This is a genomic window from Flavobacterium sp. T12S277 (assembly GCF_048514875.1).
GTDB lineage: Bacteria > Bacteroidota > Bacteroidia > Flavobacteriales > Flavobacteriaceae > Flavobacterium.
Genome location: NZ_JBLYEG010000017.1, coordinates 93,360 through 110,727, shown reverse-complemented (window position 1 = coordinate 110,727; position 17,368 = coordinate 93,360). Strand labels below are relative to the sequence as shown.

The 17,368-nt window shown below is 36.8% G+C and carries 20 protein-coding genes; 7 read left to right on the top strand and 13 right to left on the bottom strand.

Annotated features, from left to right (window positions below; genetic code table 11):
* Both ACN1CN_RS20295 and ACN1CN_RS20290 read left to right on the top strand, forming a co-directional pair.
* A partial coding sequence (locus tag ACN1CN_RS20295) for a gliding motility-associated C-terminal domain-containing protein (RefSeq protein ID WP_419137190.1) occupies positions 1–438 on the top strand: 438 nt, incomplete at its 5' end.
* Positions 439–496: 58 nt separating this feature from the next.
* Positions 497–1,402 (top strand): type IX secretion system membrane protein PorP/SprF, encoded by a 906-nt coding sequence (locus tag ACN1CN_RS20290; RefSeq protein ID WP_419137188.1) that lies wholly within the window; start codon positions 497–499, stop codon positions 1,400–1,402.
* Between the two features lie 65 nt (positions 1,403–1,467).
* Here ACN1CN_RS20290 and ACN1CN_RS20285 read toward each other — a convergent pair whose 3' ends face one another.
* Complete coding sequence (locus ACN1CN_RS20285; protein WP_419137187.1) at positions 1,468–1,725, bottom strand: hypothetical protein; 258 nt, start codon at positions 1,723–1,725, stop codon at positions 1,468–1,470.
* Between the two features lie 312 nt (positions 1,726–2,037).
* On the opposite strand from ACN1CN_RS20285, the gene ACN1CN_RS20280 reads away from it, so the two are divergent.
* Complete coding sequence (locus tag ACN1CN_RS20280) at positions 2,038–2,793, top strand: NUDIX hydrolase (protein ID WP_264526262.1); 756 nt, start codon at positions 2,038–2,040, stop codon at positions 2,791–2,793.
* A 54-nt stretch (positions 2,794–2,847) separates the two neighbouring features.
* Entirely contained in the window at positions 2,848–3,168 is a 321-nt protein-coding gene (locus tag ACN1CN_RS20275) for an MmcQ/YjbR family DNA-binding protein (RefSeq protein WP_419137185.1), read from the top strand.
* A 7-nt stretch (positions 3,169–3,175) separates the two neighbouring features.
* Here the strand turns inward: ACN1CN_RS20275 and ACN1CN_RS20270 are convergent, their stop codons facing one another.
* From ACN1CN_RS20270 to ACN1CN_RS20240, 7 genes are all read right to left on the bottom strand, one after another.
* Positions 3,176–3,787, bottom strand: coding sequence for an alpha-ketoglutarate-dependent dioxygenase AlkB family protein (locus ACN1CN_RS20270; protein WP_419137183.1), 612 nt, complete (start codon positions 3,785–3,787; stop codon positions 3,176–3,178).
* Positions 3,774–4,019 carry an Ada metal-binding domain-containing protein gene (locus ACN1CN_RS20265; protein WP_419137181.1) on the bottom strand — a complete coding sequence of 82 codons (246 nt, stop codon included), beginning with the start codon at positions 4,017–4,019 and terminating at the stop codon, positions 3,774–3,776. The genes ACN1CN_RS20270 and ACN1CN_RS20265 overlap by 14 nt, the downstream gene beginning before the upstream one ends.
* A gap of 162 nt (positions 4,020–4,181) precedes the next feature.
* Positions 4,182–4,895, bottom strand: coding sequence for a 2OG-Fe(II) oxygenase (locus ACN1CN_RS20260; protein ID WP_419137179.1), 714 nt, complete (start codon positions 4,893–4,895; stop codon positions 4,182–4,184).
* Positions 4,896–5,033: 138 nt separating this feature from the next.
* Positions 5,034–5,879: a methylated-DNA--[protein]-cysteine S-methyltransferase gene (locus ACN1CN_RS20255; RefSeq protein ID WP_419137177.1), complete on the bottom strand. Its 846-nt coding sequence runs from the start codon at positions 5,877–5,879 to the stop codon at positions 5,034–5,036.
* 133 nt (positions 5,880–6,012) lie between these two features.
* Positions 6,013–6,531, bottom strand: a complete 519-nt coding sequence (locus tag ACN1CN_RS20250; RefSeq protein WP_419137175.1) for a GNAT family N-acetyltransferase — start codon at positions 6,529–6,531, stop codon at positions 6,013–6,015.
* Between the two features lie 18 nt (positions 6,532–6,549).
* Positions 6,550–6,882, bottom strand: a complete 333-nt coding sequence (locus ACN1CN_RS20245) for a DMT family transporter (protein WP_264526269.1) — start codon at positions 6,880–6,882, stop codon at positions 6,550–6,552.
* A gap of 31 nt (positions 6,883–6,913) precedes the next feature.
* Positions 6,914–7,996 (bottom strand): hypothetical protein, encoded by a 1,083-nt coding sequence (locus ACN1CN_RS20240; RefSeq protein ID WP_419137172.1) that lies wholly within the window; start codon positions 7,994–7,996, stop codon positions 6,914–6,916.
* A gap of 97 nt (positions 7,997–8,093) precedes the next feature.
* Between ACN1CN_RS20240 and ACN1CN_RS20235 the strand changes: the two genes are divergently transcribed.
* Entirely contained in the window at positions 8,094–9,935 is a 1,842-nt protein-coding gene (locus tag ACN1CN_RS20235; RefSeq protein ID WP_419137170.1) for a hypothetical protein, read from the top strand.
* A 77-nt stretch (positions 9,936–10,012) separates the two neighbouring features.
* Here the strand turns inward: ACN1CN_RS20235 and ACN1CN_RS20230 are convergent, their stop codons facing one another.
* On the bottom strand, positions 10,013–12,331 hold the full coding sequence (locus ACN1CN_RS20230; RefSeq protein ID WP_419137169.1) for a patatin-like phospholipase family protein: 2,319 nt from the start codon (positions 12,329–12,331) through the stop codon (positions 10,013–10,015).
* Between the two features lie 234 nt (positions 12,332–12,565).
* Complete coding sequence (ahcY, locus tag ACN1CN_RS20225; RefSeq protein WP_264526274.1) at positions 12,566–13,882, bottom strand: adenosylhomocysteinase; 1,317 nt, start codon at positions 13,880–13,882, stop codon at positions 12,566–12,568.
* A 324-nt stretch (positions 13,883–14,206) separates the two neighbouring features.
* Between ahcY and ACN1CN_RS20220 the strand changes: the two genes are divergently transcribed.
* On the top strand, positions 14,207–14,857 hold the full coding sequence (locus ACN1CN_RS20220; protein ID WP_419137167.1) for a 4'-phosphopantetheinyl transferase family protein: 651 nt from the start codon (positions 14,207–14,209) through the stop codon (positions 14,855–14,857).
* A gap of 334 nt (positions 14,858–15,191) precedes the next feature.
* Here the strand turns inward: ACN1CN_RS20220 and ACN1CN_RS20215 are convergent, their stop codons facing one another.
* The 3 genes from ACN1CN_RS20215 to ACN1CN_RS20205 all read right to left on the bottom strand — a co-directional run bounded on the left by ACN1CN_RS20215 (position 15,192) and on the right by ACN1CN_RS20205 (position 16,555).
* Complete coding sequence (locus ACN1CN_RS20215; RefSeq protein WP_419137166.1) at positions 15,192–15,593, bottom strand: group III truncated hemoglobin; 402 nt, start codon at positions 15,591–15,593, stop codon at positions 15,192–15,194.
* A complete protein-coding gene (locus ACN1CN_RS20210; RefSeq protein WP_264532187.1) occupies positions 15,590–15,877 on the bottom strand; it encodes a hypothetical protein in 288 nt (95 codons plus the stop codon). Before ACN1CN_RS20210 ends, ACN1CN_RS20215 begins: the two co-directional genes overlap by 4 nt.
* Before the next feature lie 81 nt (positions 15,878–15,958).
* Positions 15,959–16,555 carry a Crp/Fnr family transcriptional regulator gene (locus ACN1CN_RS20205; protein WP_419137164.1) on the bottom strand — a complete coding sequence of 199 codons (597 nt, stop codon included), beginning with the start codon at positions 16,553–16,555 and terminating at the stop codon, positions 15,959–15,961.
* Between the two features lie 81 nt (positions 16,556–16,636).
* Here ACN1CN_RS20205 and ACN1CN_RS20200 point away from each other — a divergent pair, with 81 nt between their 5' ends.
* Positions 16,637–17,365 (top strand): geranylgeranylglyceryl/heptaprenylglyceryl phosphate synthase, encoded by a 729-nt coding sequence (locus tag ACN1CN_RS20200; protein ID WP_264526279.1) that lies wholly within the window; start codon positions 16,637–16,639, stop codon positions 17,363–17,365.
* Positions 17,366–17,368 lie beyond the last annotated feature (3 nt).

Below are 17,368 nucleotides of genomic sequence, written 5' to 3'. Positions count from 1 at the left end.
GCGCCTCCAGGATTTATCCTGAACCCTGATGGTACGGTTACCGTTCCGCCAAACACACCGGGAGGAATTTATACGGTAGACTATCAGATCTGTCAGGTGGGCAATCCTAAAAATTGTACTACCGGATCCGTTAAAATAGAAGTTGGAGGACCAACAGACGCCTGCGCGATTAAGGTATCCAATGCCTTTTCTCCAAATGGAGATTTAGAGAACGATCGTTTCTATATCCATGGTCTCGAATGTTATCCGGATAATACCGTAGAAATCTACAATCGCTGGGGCAGGCTGATATACGAATGTAAGCACTACAATAATGTAGATCGTGTTTTCAGAGGAGGAAATGACGAATTGGTTGGGACTTATTATTATGTCATAAGATACACTGATGACAAGTCTCGAACGCATGAAAAAGTAGGATACTTATATATCGGTAAATAATAATTAAACCAAAAAGGGCTCAGTCAAACAAAGCTGAGCCCTTCTTAAAAGAAAGAACATGAGAAAATTATTTTTATTTTGTATAATTTATTCCACAATTGGATTTGCACAGCAAGATTCACAGTTTACCCAATACATGTACAATACGCTTACTATAAACCCGGCTTATGCTGGTTCAAGAGGGACAACGAGTATCTTCGGATTGTACCGTACCCAATGGATTGGACTCGAAGGAGCACCCAAAACAGGCAGTTTTTCGGTACATACACCGCTGAACAATAGTAAGTTGGGAATGGGGGTTTCGTTGGTAAACGATAAAATAGGGCCAACGGATGAGAACACATTATCGGCCGATATATCGTATACAGTACCCACATCGGCCACCTTTAATCTTTCTTTTGGGATTAGGGGAACAGGCAATTTGTTCAGTCTGGACCCCAATAAATTAAGCCCCGAACGACAGGGAGACCCACAGTTTCAAAATTTAAAAAGCGTGTTTTCACCCAATATAGGAGCCGGTGTATATTGGTATTCCGATAAGGCTTACATTGGTTTGTCGATCCCTGCTTTTATCGAAACCAATCGATACAACGATAACAATGTATCCATTTACAAGGATAAAATATGTTACTATTTTATAGGCGGTTACGTATTTGATTTGTCTCCTTCAATTAAATTTAAACCCGCAGTATTGACCAAAATGAGCGCAGGGGCTTCCTTGCAGATAGATCTTTCGGCAAACTTCATGTACAACGAGAAGTTTGTACTTGGAGCGGCTTATCGATCCAATGCTGCCGTAAGTGCTCTGGCCGGGTTTCAAATTACAGAAGGCCTGTTCGTAGGATATGCATACGATTTTGACACCACCGCTTTGCGCAATTACAATTCAGGTTCACACGAGATATTCCTGCGATTCGAATTGTTCAAAAATCAAAAATCAATAATGTCGCCCAGATTTTTCTAGACGGATAATAATAAAAAACGGAGGTAGAAACACCTCCGTTTTTTTTATAGCATACCGACTAAGAATTATTTTAAAACGGTGTGGATAAAGTCCATGGCACCAATTCCTTTGTACGAGGCATAGAGGGCTTTGTCAAAAGCTTCCCGCTTTGCTTTTTTATCTTTCGATTCCGTTTCAACAATCATTTCGTTGAAAATTCGCTCCTGTTCTTCACTATATTTTAAAGAAGCTTCCAGAAGATACGTTTTAGAAACAAACCCGAATGACTCCCAGATCTTATTCCTGATTTTTTCATTTATATTTTTTAACGGATTGTGACTCATATCTCCTGCATTAGTGTTCTACGTTTCCTGTTGGATTAAAAAGGGTAAACAGGGTGTTGGTTTACAGTATGTTTGTGGTTTTTTGTTCAAAAACGAACAAAACACGTTTCAAATGTGTTATTATGACGCAATGTAATTATTTTTTTTAACTCCATTTTTATTTTAAGCAAAAATTGTGATAATTACACGCTTTGTCTTTTACGGAAATCCGTAATATAACAAAAACTCAGTTGTCTAAAAAGGCTTCGGATTTATAAAAATGCATTAAATTGCAAGGACTATTAAAGAACTTGCTGATTTAAGAAATACCGGATGCCGAAAAAAATAATAGAAAATAGCGAAAATTATCAACCCGGACTTTCGATTGACTGTGTCATTTTTGGATTTCATGACAATCAGCTTAAAGTTTTACTCATCAAAACTTCTTTTGATGACAAATGGTCTTTGCCCGGAGGATTTATACCCCTTGAGGAGGATATTGACACCGCAGCAGTTACCGTTTTAAAAGAACGCACCGGAATGCAGGGGATTTTTTTAAGGCAGTTTGCGACTTTTGGCCGTGTAAATCGATACGATCAGGATTTTGGGAATGCAGTATTGGATCATTATGATATTCCGAGAGAAGAGGGGAAATGGCTCCTCCAGCGTTTTATAACCATTGGATATTATGCTTTGATTGATTTTTTGAAAGCGGTGCCACAAAAAGAAAACAGTCAGGAAATTATAGAATGGATCGATCACAAAGAAGTTCCCGAACTCATTTTAGATCACAGAGAAATTCTCGATAAAGCCTTGACTACCCTTAGGATTGAGCTGAATTTAATGCCCGTTGGTTATAATCTGTTACCTGAAAAATTCACCATTCCGCAGCTTCAAAAGCTGTATGAAACCATTTTGGATCGAAAATTAGACAGACGAAACTTTTTGCGTAAAATCACCAACATCGGGATTCTGAAAAAACTGGACGAAAAGAAAAGCAACGTTGCGCACAAAGCGCCGAACTTGTATACTTTTGATACCGATAAATACAAGGAAGTTCTTAAAAACGGATTGAATCAGGGGTGGTAAGAGAGGGGACTTCATCAATTTTAAGCAATAGAATCTTAAAAAAAAGAGTTACATATGGTTACAATTGAAACATTCAGAGCCCTTGCATTATCCTTTCCGGATGCAACAGAAGAACCTCATTTTGAGAAAACATCTTTTCGTATCAGCAAAAAAATATTCGCCACTTTTGATGAAAAGAACAACACCGCCGTTTTAAAATTAACCGAAATCGACCAGTCTGTTTTTTGTGCTTCGAGTGAGATGATTTTTTATCCGGTTCCCAATAAATGGGGCAAACAGGGCTGGACGATTGTAGCGCTTTCAAAAGTAAGACCCGAAATGTTTGAGGACGCTTTGATTCTTTCGTATCAAACTGTGGCATTCAAAAAAAAGTAGTGTTGTACTAAGGTGTTACAATAGTTCTGAACGTCAAATTAACTCTGGGTTTTGAAACCGTTTTTGTGGGAGGCAACCGATGCAACCAATGCGTTTGGGTAGTGCCTTTCATAACCAGTAAACTTCCGTGTTCTAAAAGTAAAGACACCGTTTCTTTGGTTTCTTTGTGTTTGAAGGCAAATTTCCGTTCAGCGCCGAAGCTCACCGAGGCAATGGCACCGTTCTTTTTTAAATCTTTTTCGGCATCACTGTGCCACGCCATTCCTTCCTCACCGGAATGATATAAATTGAGCAGACAAGAATTAAAGGTTTCTCCTGTTTTTTCTTCCATGATTGCTTTTAGTTCGAGTAATTCTGTCGTCCATGAAAGTGCTTTTTTGGTCGTATTGGAATACGTATATTCAAAACCCGAATCGCCGTACCAGGCTACTTTTCGTTTGGTTAAAATTAATTTACCAAAGATAACTGCTTCATCATTTTTCCATTCAATCGTATCGAGAAGCACCTCTAAATAACGATTTGAATCTGTTCTCGAAAAAAGCTTTCCGTAATAATTAACCGTCCCGTCTTTAGGAAGCAGATTCGTTGTTTCGTCGGTATGCGGATTAAATAAGTCCATTTTTCCAGTTTTGACATTCGGTTTTCATGCAATGTCCGCAAGGTCGGAAACCATTTTTTTCGGCTTCTTCCCGAGTAGAAAAGAAAACCCGGTTTTCTCGTTTCATTCTTTTCCCGGAATTGCATTTTAGCGTTCCGTAGATCTTTAGTTTTCGGTTTCCACCGAAGCAAATTTCTACATTTTTAATTTTACTTCGTAAATCCGAATCGGAAATTTTAGAGTGTAGGAGCATTTTTTTTGAGGTGCTGAGGTTCTGAGATTTTTAGGTGCAAAGGGACAGAGGTGCAAAGGGACAAAGGTTTCTTTAAATCTCAATTAGAGATTTAACAGTGTCAAGACATTTATTTTTAAGTTTCAAAGGCTAAGAATCTCAGAATCTTAGTACCTCAGAACCTCAAGACAAAGCATCATGAAAAATAATTCCTAAAGTATGTCGTTCACCCGAATGAATCTCGCTAACGCCATGTTTCATAGCAGCTCGATAATATCCTTTTGTTCCTTTTACGGGTCTGAAATTGGTGGTAAAAACTAAAATGTCTCCTTTTTTAGGTTTCAGTACGATGGCCTTAGATTGTGCCCGCGGTGTTTGCTGTGTCAATACAAACTCACCGCCTGTAAAATCTTCGTCGGGTTCATTGAGAAAAAGTACAATTTGAATTGGAAAATAAACGTCTCCGTACAAATCCTGATGCAAAGTATTGAAACCGCTTTTGCCGTATTTTAAAATTAAAACAGTCGCCTTAAATTGGTGATTGGCATGGCATTGCTCCAGTAATTTTTCGTGTGTATCGGGGAAAACAGTCGGGATATTAAGGGCTTTCATCCAAGTGTTTGCAATGGGAGCCAATTTGGGATAAATGGAAGTACGCAGGCTCTGAATTAAATCAGGCAGCGGATAATTGAAATATTTGTATTCGCCTAAGCCAAAACGGTAGCGTTCCATAACGACCGTCTTTCGGTATAAATCCGGATTGGAATAATTGGCTTTTAAAGCTTCGCATTGATCGTTATGAAGCACATTCGGAATGATTGCAAATCCATTTTCGTGCATAGATTCGGTGATGCTGTCCCAGTGAAGAGAAGCAATTTTTGAGGATATATTTTGCATAATAATTTTAGATTGAGTTTTTTTTCCTGCGATCCAGGCGATAGCGAACGGACGAAGTAATTCACGAATTTCTTTTTTACATCCTGAAAAAAAATAGACAGTAGCATTAGTTTAATTCGTGCATTCGCGGCAGAAGAATTAAGGATTTATTTGTGCACCTTCCCAGCCAATAATAGCCGTTTTACGGGTGTTCCCCCACATATATCCGCCAAAGGTTCCGGTGGATTGAATGACGCGATGACAGGGAATCAGAAAAGCGACAGGGTTGCTTCCAATAGCAGTTCCCACAGCGCGCGAAGCATTTGGTTTCTCAATTTGCTGCGCTATAGAACCGTAAGTAGAAAGCTGTCCCATTGGAATTTTTAAGAGCGTTTCCCAAACTTTCAATTGAAAATCGGTGCCTTTTAAATGCAGTTTAATTTCGGATAGTTTACTCCAGTCATTTTGAAAAATAAACAATGCATTTTGTTGTATTAAATCCAGTTTTCGGGAAAAAACAGCGTTGGGGAATTTATGTTTTAAATCCTCAAAGCCTATTGCTTCACTTGCTGCAAAAGCCATAAAACAAACTCCCTTGAGGGTTGAAGCCACAATGATATTTCCAAACGGACTTTCGGCAAAACTGAAATTGATTGCTAAGTTCTTTCCCCCGTTTTTATACTCGGCAGGGGTCATGCCTTCAATATTGACAAACAGATCGTGCAAGCGGCTGGTGCCCGAAAGACCAGTGTCAAAAGCGGCATCGAATAAAGTCGCCTGACGGTCTTCCTGAAGTATTTTTTTGGCATGTTCAACACTAATGTACTGCAAAAATTTCTTCGGACTTGTGCCGGCCCATTCCGTAAACAAACGCTGAAAGTGAAAAGGACTTAGATGCACTTTTTCGGCAACTTCATCAAGATTGGGCTGCGCTTTAAAATTGGCTTTGATATAATCAATTGCATCAGCAATCCGATTATAATTAATGTTTTCCTGTGTGTTCATTTTCGTTCCATTTTATAAGGCAAATATCGACAGGTTTTTACAGGTATAAAATCCGAAACTTGCGGAAGTAGTTTTTTGTTTCAAGTTTCACGTTCTGCTCAAACCTGAAACCTGAAACTTGAAACAATCACAGCTACAGTTCTTTTTCCATCTTATAATTAATCAGTTCAACCCCCAATCTTAGATTTCGCTGTTCGACTATTGAGGTGAAACCGTTCTTTTCGAAAAAGGGTTTAGCAGTGATACTGATATCAGAGGTTATGATTTTTGAATGTTGTTTCTTCGCTTCACGTTCTAATTCGGTTAAGAGTGTATTGGCGATGCCTTGTCTTTGATAATCTTTGTGGATGTAGAAAAAATCAATATAATTTCCATCCTTCAAAGTGCCAAAACCAACAATCTTGGACTCGATAATAACCAATAAAACAATTTGTGTATGGATAACTTCTAACCAGCGCCCGGTATTATGAACACCTGAAGTCCAGGCCTCAATTTGTGCAGGATTGTAATCGTTTTTACAAACAGCTTGTATGGTTTCGGTATACAATTGCTGCATTTCCGGTAAATCTGAAATTGTTGCTTTTCTGAAAGTTGTCAAAGTATTGATTTTTAGTGTGATGTGTGTCTTGATAGTATCAAATGATACTATCAATTATTGATTTAAAATGCCCTAATGTGCCGTTGTCTTCGAAAAAACATTAATTACAACAACACCAATTAAGATTAGGGCTAATCCAATTATCGCAGGTAAATCAGGTATTTGTTTGAAGAAAATAGCACCAATAATGGTGATTAATACAATCCCGACTCCCGACCAAATGGCGTAAGCAATTCCAACCGGAATGGTTCTGATCGCAAAACTTAAAAAGTAAAATGCACCGCAGTATCCAATAATGGTTATAATGCTTGGAATCAGTTTTGTAAATTCTTCCGATTTTTTTAAAGCCGAAGTAGCAATGATTTCAAACAGTATGGCAATTCCTAAAAAAAAGAAATTTTTCATGCTTTTGTTATTTTTATAAAGTTAGGTTTAATTATTTAAGATTATTTTTTCCCGCAGCAACAAGTATTAATTTATAACCGTTTTCGGTTCTTAAAAATTCAAGATGATCTTGTTTAAAGTCGGCTTTGTTTTTTGAGGTAATAACTATGTTTTTAACGGGATACATCCATTCTTTAGCTTCATTACAATTGTTGAAGTAAGCCGTATATTCATCTGTTTCAAAAATAAATGGATTAAGTCCGTCATTTGATACAAAATAATCCGTTTTAGCGTTTTTTAATTCTTCAAGTTTTAATTTTAGATAAGTATAATTCTGATGGATAAAGGCAGCTTTGGATTCATTTTTCCAGCCAATTGGTTCTTTCCAGTAGGTGATTTTATCAAAGGAATGTCGTTCTAAATTCTTTTTTGATAAATCAGAAAGCAAACTGTTTTTTAACCACAATTTAAATTCTTTCTCATAATTGATGAACGAATAATACTGACCGTCGAAGCCAGGGAAATTTTCTCTTGTTTTGTCTTTACTTGGGACTTTTGATTTTTCTAAAGAATAAAAATTAAGTTCGTCATGATAGGCGAAATTCTCAATTAGGATTTTATTGTTAGTGTCAATCAGATATTCTTTTCCCCCGGACCAGCTAAAGTGTTCGTCGCCAAATTTCTTTTTAACAGCACCTTTTAAGGCGATAATCATTCCGTTTCGGGCTTTGGTCAGGGCGCTATATTCCGCAGGGATTGCAATTTTTCCGTCACCGTTAAACATTCCTGTTAAGTCTGTTTTAGGGTCTGTAAAACGAATAAAACCTTCGTTTTCACAATCAGGACCATTGTCAAAAATGTACAAACTGTCGCGTCCGACTATTTTACCGGATTTGCTGAGATAATAACTCTTCCAGCTTTGGCCGGTTTCTTCGGTTACAGCAATAATTTTGTCAAATTTACGGGCAGTAGTAAATCCCATAAACTTTGGTGGTATCTTAATAGTTCCGTTCAGGTCTTTAAATCCGATATGGGTAGTGTCTTTGTCCCAAAACGCAATCCAGCTGTCTTTGTTTTGAGCCAGTACGGCATAATTGGTAAAGAGGAGCACATATAGAAGGAGCAGACGTTTCATGAAAAGAAATTTACAGTAAAGATAAGGATAACGTTTTTGAAAAAAAGATATTGGTTTTTTGGAACAAAAAAATGTACTTTTCAAGAAAAATAAATAAATGAATAGAATTGTATTGATTTTGATGAGCTTTAGTCTTTCTGTGTTTTCCCAAAAAAAGCAACCAAGTAAAGAGGAGAAAGACATGATTTATGAAGTTACGTATAATGTAAATAAAGAAATTTTTAAAGCTCCTAATTTCCCATTTAAAAAAGTAAAGGGAAAAATGGATGAAATTCAAAAGAAAGCAATTCAATCTGCTGAAGTGATAAATTCTTCAATAGATACGATTATCGCAAGAGGAATTTTGAAATTGGAAAAATCTAAGTATGGATACGACCTGTTGTTTAATTCGCGCTTTCCTTCCTATTTTAAAGAAAATGATGAACCTTCTATTGTAGATTTTCACCCTGTAACCAGCAAGCTGTTTAATCTGAAAAAAGAGTTGATTGAAATTCAGCATGTTGGAGGAACTTCTTTTGGAAGCGAGTTTTTGTATAAATACAAGAACGGAAAAGAGGTTAATTTGAATTTTACGACGCTGCGCAAACAGGATCAGATCAACAATGCTGTAAATTTTAAAAACAACAACGAGCTTGATGAAATTAAAGGAAGTGTGGTTTACAATATTAAATTCATTACAGATTATGCTCAGGTAAAGCTTTCTCAAAAGGATATAGGAAGTAGGTTTAAATTAAATAACATTGAGTACAATTTAGTAGATGTTATAAACAATGTAGTTTTGATAGAGGCCGTTGATCTGAATAGCGATCGGAAAAATAAGATGCGCTTGATAAATTATGATGAATTAGGCAATGTATTGGTCAATTACAGCCACAATGAACTAGCAGAATTAAAGAAGAAAAATAAAAAAATCAATGATGAAAGGGCTGGTTTTGGTGATGTAAGAGGTAATATCAGTAAACGTGTTTTTGAGGCTTTTAAAGCTAATCCTACGATGAGTTTTGAAGAGTTTAAAAAATTATTTACGATAGACGATATAATAAATGAAAAAAAGAACTACATCTTTATTCAGACTATTGCTCCAATTAAAAATGATTTTGTTCTTTTTGAACCTATTTATGGTATAGACAGGTCTTTTGAGATGATCCCGAATCTGAAAGAGCCAGAACCAAAAAAAATGATGGCAGAAGATTATAATGCGCCACAATTATCTGCAGATTGGAATGAGAAACTATTCGGAAATATTAAAGAATACACAGAGAACTTTTACTATGCAACAAAAAAGAACGGCAAGTATGTAAAAGGTAAAATGCAAAATTACACCACGTATAAAAAGAATTCGAATGGGGAGTTTGTCGAAGATAAAATGTTTCCTAAAAAGTCTGATTTTCCGGAGAACAAGTACAATAGTTTAAAGCAAAAGATCGAATCAATAGGTTACGATGATGATGAAAAGATTACCGGAAGAACGATTTATAGTTATGATGCCGGAAATAAATTATTGGAAGAGAAAAGTTATTTTTCGGATAATGATACTTTAAGAAGTTTAGTGAAGTATGTATATAATAAAAATCAAGTTGTAAAAACAAGCTTTTCTTATGATTATCAGGGAGGAGAAACGAAAATTTCAGAGTCTGAGGATGTATTAGTGTATGATGAAAGAGGAAATCTTATAGAAGAACATTCGAAGAATAATAAAGAGGATTCCGTGTATTTGGATGAAATGGTAATTTATAGAAAATACAACTCCGATAATAGAAGAATAGAAGAATCAAGTTCGGATACTTTTTTCGGGGATGGGAAAGTTAAGTTGAGTACAAAATTGGAATATCTTAAGATTGACAATCAAAAAAACTGGACCGAAATGTTTATTGAGGGAGGCTTAAGTTCAGAAAAACCAGAAGTTAATTTTGTTGAGCGAGTTTTTGTCTATGAATAAGAAGTGATACTAAAAACAAAACCCGACAGGTTTTTTAAAACTTGTCGGGTTTGAAAGATAGTAATATTTTAATTTTCCTAAGGATTAAGCGACAATCCGACACTGAAAAACAATCTGACTTTATCGATATTATTGATCCATGAAGTGTCGAAATGAATTGGGCCTAAAATGGACTGATAGGAGATAGCAGCTCCTCCGGATATCAGAAGGCTGGTATTGAAATTATCATCCCACTTTCCTTTTGGCTTAAACACATTGTCGCGGAAATCGCGAAAAGTATCAAAACCTACAGAGGCAATATTAACATGAGGGGTCAGATAGATTTTTCCGGTAATATTTATTTGTGATCCGAGTTTAAGCCCCATATATTGCGTTACATTGAGTTCGTCTTCATGCAAACCAGGGAATGAAAAGCGATTGCTGCCAGAACTCGGGATAATACCACCCAGAAAATATTTTGCTGCATATCCAAAATCGGTAAAGGGCAGTTGATGGTCTTTAAGTTTATCCTGAAAAACAAAATAAGCATCAAATCCTATGATTCCCGTAATTTTCTTTTTTAGGGATATTCTCTTTTCATAGCTAAAACCAAATTTTGTGTAGTCGTTTGTTGCCCCCGAAACACGCGTAAAACCCTCATCGGAAAAGGAGGCATTGATATCGGTAAGAAAGGATCGCGCAATATTTGACTTTATAATGGTTCCGTTTGTAGCAAAGAAAACTTTATCCATATCATTATAGGAATAATGCATGTTGAATTCGATGTTGTTAAAGTTGTAGCTTTTTAGCGAAATGGTGTTCGGACCGTATTCCCGATCATATTTTGGTTTTAAATTGGTGTAATTATAGTTTAAGCCAAAGCCAAAATAGCTTTTCAGCGAATTTAAATTTCGGTTGATCTCACTGCTAAATTCAAATGCGTTATAAAGGATATTGTCTGAGGCCCTGCCATTGATGTAAATTTCTTGTTTTAGGAGAGCTCCGTAAAGTTCAGTTCCCCACCACCATTCTCTGCGTCCTCCAAAATTTTTCTGAAAATTGATTCTGGCTTTTGGCTGTTCAGCAATATCAGCAGTGATCAAAAGGCGAGAGGCATCTGCAAGAATATTTCTGGCGGTGTAATTAAAAATAATACCAACCCCTCTATAGGTGTCATAGTGTACGGAGGTGTTCAGCTGGTTTTTGGCACGTTCAAATCCAAATAAGGTGATGCCCGTTTTGTTACCGTCTTTAACGAAATAGCTATAGCCAATTTCATCAAAAAGATTGGTCCCCATAGCTCTGTTTATACCTGAGATTAAATCTCTGGAGGTATATTTTACATGAGGTCTAAGATTGGCTCTTCCAACGACCAGAGGCAGGTTTTCCGGACTTATTTTTTTATAAACGATGGAGTCAAGAACAAATTCTTTGGGCATATACGGCAATTTGTGCGTTCGTTGCTGAAATCCCTTTAACTTTTCCGACAAAGCAATTAAAGCCGGAAGATTGTGATTTGCCGCTATTTTACCGTCTTTGTAGATTTCGTTACTGGCTGCAAAGTCAGCTGTCGAGAAGCGTAGGTTGGGCATATGATCGACCAGTATGGTACACAGATCACGGTTTGCCGGGTTTTTAACATTACTCGGAAACATACTGGTCTGCATTAATATCATCATAATATTGTTTAGCTTGCCCATTGGCTGCATTCCACCACCTACATCACTACCAATAATAATGTCGGCACCCATTTGTTTGGCAACATCAGTCGGGAAATTATTTAAGACACCTCCATCTACTAATACCGTTTTTTCGTAAGGTACCGGCTTGAAAATAGCAGGTAATGACATACTGGCCCGCATGGCATAAGCTAAATTACCTTTGCTTAAAATAACTTCTTTGCCTTCAACCAGGTCGGTAGCCATAGCTCTAAAGGGTATCGGGAGACTGTCAAAATCTTTAACATTATAGACAGGAAAGGTTAATTCGGAAAGAGATTCTCTAAGATTTTGATCGTTTAAAAGCGAACCGACACTATTGAGTTTTCCGTCTTTAATACCTATTCCGACCAAATATCTTTGGAATTCTCTTTTTTCTTCGGCACTTACCGATTGCAACGATTGGCCTCCGCCAAGGAGTTTGTCCCAATAAATATTCTTGGTGATTTTTTCGATACTATCGCCCGAATATCCCATGGCATATAAACCGCCAATGATACTGCCCATACTGTTTCCCACAATAAGATCCGGAACGATATGCAGAGAATCCAGTTTTTGCAAAAGCGGAATATGTGCAATTCCTTTTGCTCCACCACCGCTTAGTACTAAAACGACTTTAGGTTTTTTTTCCTGCGAAAAAAGAATGCCCGGAAGACATACTAGAAACAAGAAGATCAATAAAAGATATTTTTTTTTCAAGAGCAGGGTGTTTATGTAGTTGAGAAGTAGTGACTTATTTGAATTCTTAAAATTAAAAAGTTATTCTGAAAAAAAAACTTTTTTTGACAGAAATCTTTTGTCTCCTAAGAAATAGGCCTCGTTTATTCATGAAAAGCTATTAAAAACAAAATCCGACCCGTTTTTAAAAACCGGTCGGATTTGAAAGATATAATCGAAGAAATCTAAAATCAGAAATCTTTGATCTAAAATTATTTAGTATCTGTAGTATTCTGGTTTGAATGGACCCTGAACTTCAACACCAATATAAGCAGCCTGATCTTCGCGAAGAACTTCAAGCTCAACGCCTAATTTAGCTAAGTGTAAAGCAGCCACTTTTTCATCTAAATGTTTTGGCAACATATAAACGTCATTGTTGTAAGCAGCACTGTTGTTCCATAATTCGATTTGAGCCAAAGTCTGGTTTGTAAATGAGTTACTCATTACAAAACTTGGGTGACCTGTAGCACAACCAAGGTTTACTAAACGACCTTCAGCCAAAATGATGATATCTTTTCCGGCGATAGTGTATTTGTCAACTTGTGGTTTGATTTCGATTTTAGAAGCACCGTGGTTTTTGTTCAACCAAGCCATGTCAATTTCGTTATCAAAGTGTCCGATGTTACAAACAACAGTTTTGTCTTTCATTTGCTCAAAGTGCTCTCCAAGAACGATATCTTTATTTCCTGTAGTAGTAATGATGATATCAGCATTAGCAATTACAGTGTTTAATTTTTTAACTTCATAACCGTCCATTGCAGCTTGTAAAGCACAAATCGGGTCAATTTCAGTAACCGTTACGATAGATCCTGCACCTCTGAAAGAAGCAGCAGTTCCTTTTCCAACATCACCGTATCCGCAAACTACTACTCTTTTTCCAGCTAACATTAAGTCAGTTGCACGACGAACAGCATCAACAGCAGATTCTTTACAACCGTATTTGTTATCAAATTTAGATTTAGTAACAGAGTCATTAATGTTAATTGCAGGCATTGGTAAAGTTCCGGCTTTTACTCTTTCGTAAAGTCTGTGAACACCAGTTGTAGTTTCTTCAGATAATCCTTTAATTCCAGGAACCAATTCAGGGAAACGGTCAATAACCATATTCGTTAAATCTCCACCATCATCCAAAATCATGTTCAATGGTCTTCTGTCTTCACCAAAGAATAAAGTTTGCTCAATACACCAGTCAAATGATTGCTCATCAAGACCTTTCCATGCATAAACCTGAATTCCGGCAGCAGCAATAGCAGCAGCAGCCTGATCCTGAGTAGAGAAAATGTTACAAGATGACCAGGTAACTTCAGCACCAAGAGCAATTAAAGTTTCGATCAAAACAGCAGTTTGAATCGTCATGTGCAAACATCCAGCAATACGAGCACCTTTTAAAGGTTGTTCGTCTTTATATTCAGCACGAAGCGCCATTAAACCTGGCATTTCTGCTTCAGCTAATTCAATTTCTTTTCTTCCCCAAGCCGCTAGAGAGATGTCTTTTACTTTGAAAGCCACAAAAGGCGTAGTTGTAGTACTCATTTATAGTATATTTGTAATTGTAAAATTTTTGCAAATTTACGGAATAGCTTTTTAATTTTGACTACTTTCTGTCAGATTTGTGAAATGTTTAATTTCTTAATCTTTAGAATATTAGTGGATTACTGTTGCTGTCCTATTGAGCATAGTCGAAATAAGAAGCTAATCCTGCTGTCCACTATATCTTTTGTGTCGAACCCCGCCACAAAAGGATGCCGTTTCCATCAGGGCTAAAAAAGAGACGTTAAATAATAAATTTCGTTTTCAAATCAGGAAAACAACTCATAACTAAAAACTCATAATTCATAACTCATAATTAAAAAAAGAATGCCTCTATTTCAAACCATACAATTCAACGAAACGACTAAAATCTTAGTTTGGCACATAACCGAATCATTTGAGGAGTTAGTGAGCCAAGTAGTTTTGAAAGAAAAAACACAGTTAAGGTTGGACGGAATGAAATCTCAAATGCACCAGCGTGCCTTTTTGAGCGTTCGCATGCTCATTCAGGAAATGGGGTTTACAGATCATGATTTGCATTATGACGAATTTGGGAAACCGTATTTTAATTGTCACACTTACATTTCGATCACGCATTCGCATGATTTTGCAGCCATTATCATCAGCGATGAAACAGTAGGAATCGACATGGAATTGCAACGCGAAAAAATTCTCCGAATCGCCGATAAATTTGTAGAGACCGAAAACAGCTATTTAAACACCCAAAATACCCCCGACTACATCCGCGAACTGACGATAATATGGGGAGCCAAAGAAGCTATTTTTAAAATCAGAAACGAAAAAGGAATCAGTTTTAAAGATCATATCAGCGTAAATGCCTTTTCGTTAGCTAAGAACCAAACGGAGGCGAGTCTCCATTTTAATGATCTGGTACTGGATTTTGATGTGCATTATAAAGAAATTAAATCAGACAGCACAGGGCAAAACTTTACGTTGGTTTATGCTTTTGAAAAATAAAATTTTAATAAAATTCCAATAAAAAAAATCCAAATTCCAAGGTTTAGTCTTGTCATTTCGACTGAAAGGAGACTCGAGCGATAGCGAACAGGCGAAGCAAATCACACCAGAAGCTCGGCAAAGATTGGCAATTTTGTTAGCGGAATTGCTTATGTCATTTCGACCGAAGGGAGACTCGAGCGATAGCGAACAGGCGAAGCAAATCACGCTAGAAGCTCGACAAAGATTGGAATTTTTGTTGGCGGAATTCCCTGTGTGATTTGCTTCGCCTGTTCGCTATCGCTCGAGTCTCCTTTTAGTCGAAATGACAAACGATATGTTTTAATATTTAGAATCACAAGGTTTCACTCATATTCTTACGGTGCTCAAACATACTCATAAACAAGAAAGTGCCCATTTTTCTGGCTCGTCGTTTTAAGGTTTCGGCATTTTCGCCTTCAAAATGTTCCTCTAAAGTCTGAAACCAATAGTTCAGCCAGATTCCAAATTCATTCGAAGTGATTCTTCCTTCAAAATGCGAATCAACCTCATTGTGCACCGCATGCGGATTGCCTTTGTATTTTTTGACGGCAAATAAATTGGTTTCCCAAAAATCGGTTAACTTCTCTAAATGAGCGTCCCAGTCCTGGATCATGGTATTAAAATAAAAGCCGATCTCTTCATCGGCTCTTATTTTAGCGTAAAACTGATGTACTAAAAATTCGACATCTGCCCGGTTCTCTATTTGTTTTCTCATAGTATAAAACTATTTAACAGAATAAAAAATACACTTAAAAGGGCACTTGCAATAATAAAGTTAAAAACCGTTTTGTGTTTCATTTGCGCCAGTATAGAAGTATTGGCAAAAACACAAGCCAGAACAATAATAGCAAGTTGTATCATTTGTGGTATTGAGGTTCCGTTAGCCAGAACGTACATTGCCGCAGCACCCCCTAAACAGCTTTGACCAATTACCGCCATTGCAGCAGAACCCATATAATTTTTATTGAAATTTTCGAATGTTGTTTGATATAGTGTCATGATATTGAGATTTTTATACTACAAAGATACAGTCACTATAGGGGTGCATTTTATGACTTAAATCATAAAAACTAAATTATTTTATCGGTATACTTTCCTGTTTATAATTTTTAAAAGACCTTTTTTCTCAAGCGCTTTTATGGTTCTGATGACCGTTTCGACACGCAAACCGGTTAGGTCTCCAATTTGTTGTCTGGTAAAATTGATGAGGTAGCCATTTTCGTTTTTTTCAAAATTGAAATAGGCAATTCCGTGATCGATTAATTTTAAAACACGATGTTCCGGTTCCTGCGTCGACATTTCAGCCGCCATAACCGATTTATAGTACAGACGCTGCGCCAGGTTTTCGATGATTTTAAGACTGATACCGGGGTTTTCTTCCAGCAATTTCAGGAAGTTGCTTTTGGAAAGCAGCAGTACTTCTGAGGCTTCAACCGCAATGGCATTCGCAGGATAATTTTGATTTAAAAACAAAGGAGGTTCTCCAAAAGACTGTTCTTTGTAAAAAATACCCTGAATAAACTCACGTCCGTCATCGTTATAATTGCTCATTTTTACTTCGCCTGAAACAATTTGGTAATAATGTGTGGGCAGGTTATTTTCTTCAAAAATAATTTCATTTTTGTCGAATGACTTTTTCAACGCGCCATATTTTTCCAACAGATCAATTGCAATCATACTTTTGTTTAGCTATAACACAAATATAATTCATTCAAAATAGTTCTTCTGCATCAAAAAACTTTTACTTTTACGCCCATTATGAGACAAAAATTACTCACCATACGGCAAGAAATTTTGGAAGCTAAAAGGAATGGGCAAAAATTACTGGCTATACTGTTAGATCCGGATAAGATTGTTTGGGAAAATTTAGATCATTTATTGCTCAAAATAAATCAATCGCCCGCAACACATATATTTGTGGGAGGAAGTATTGTACAGGCAACAATTTTAGAAGATTTAATTTCAAAATTAAAACAAGATACCAATTTACCCGTTGTTATATTTCCGGGTGACCCCTCACAGATTTCGCCTCAGGCAGACGCGATTTTGTTCTTATCTTTATTATCAGGCCGGAATCCGGATTATTTAATAGAGTATCAGGTTCAGGCAGCTCCAATTTTAAAAAGAACCAATTTGGAAGTAATTTCGACAGGTTATATTTTGATTGAAAGCGGAAACGAAACGGCCGTAGCACGCGTAAGTAAAACAAAACCACTGGATCGGGATAATTTTGATCTGGTTTTGGCAACAGCACAGGCAGGAGAAATGTTAGGGAACCAATTGATTTATTTGGAAGCGGGAAGCGGTGCAAAAAAAGCAGTTCCGTTAGAAATGATCCGGTTAATTGCCCAAAATGTGGAGATTCCTATAATTGTTGGCGGAGGAATTGTAGATTTGCACGGAATTCAAAACGCTTATAATGCCGGTGCTGATTTAGTGGTTATTGGAACCGCTTTTGAAAACGACAGTCATTTTTTTGAATCATAAAAA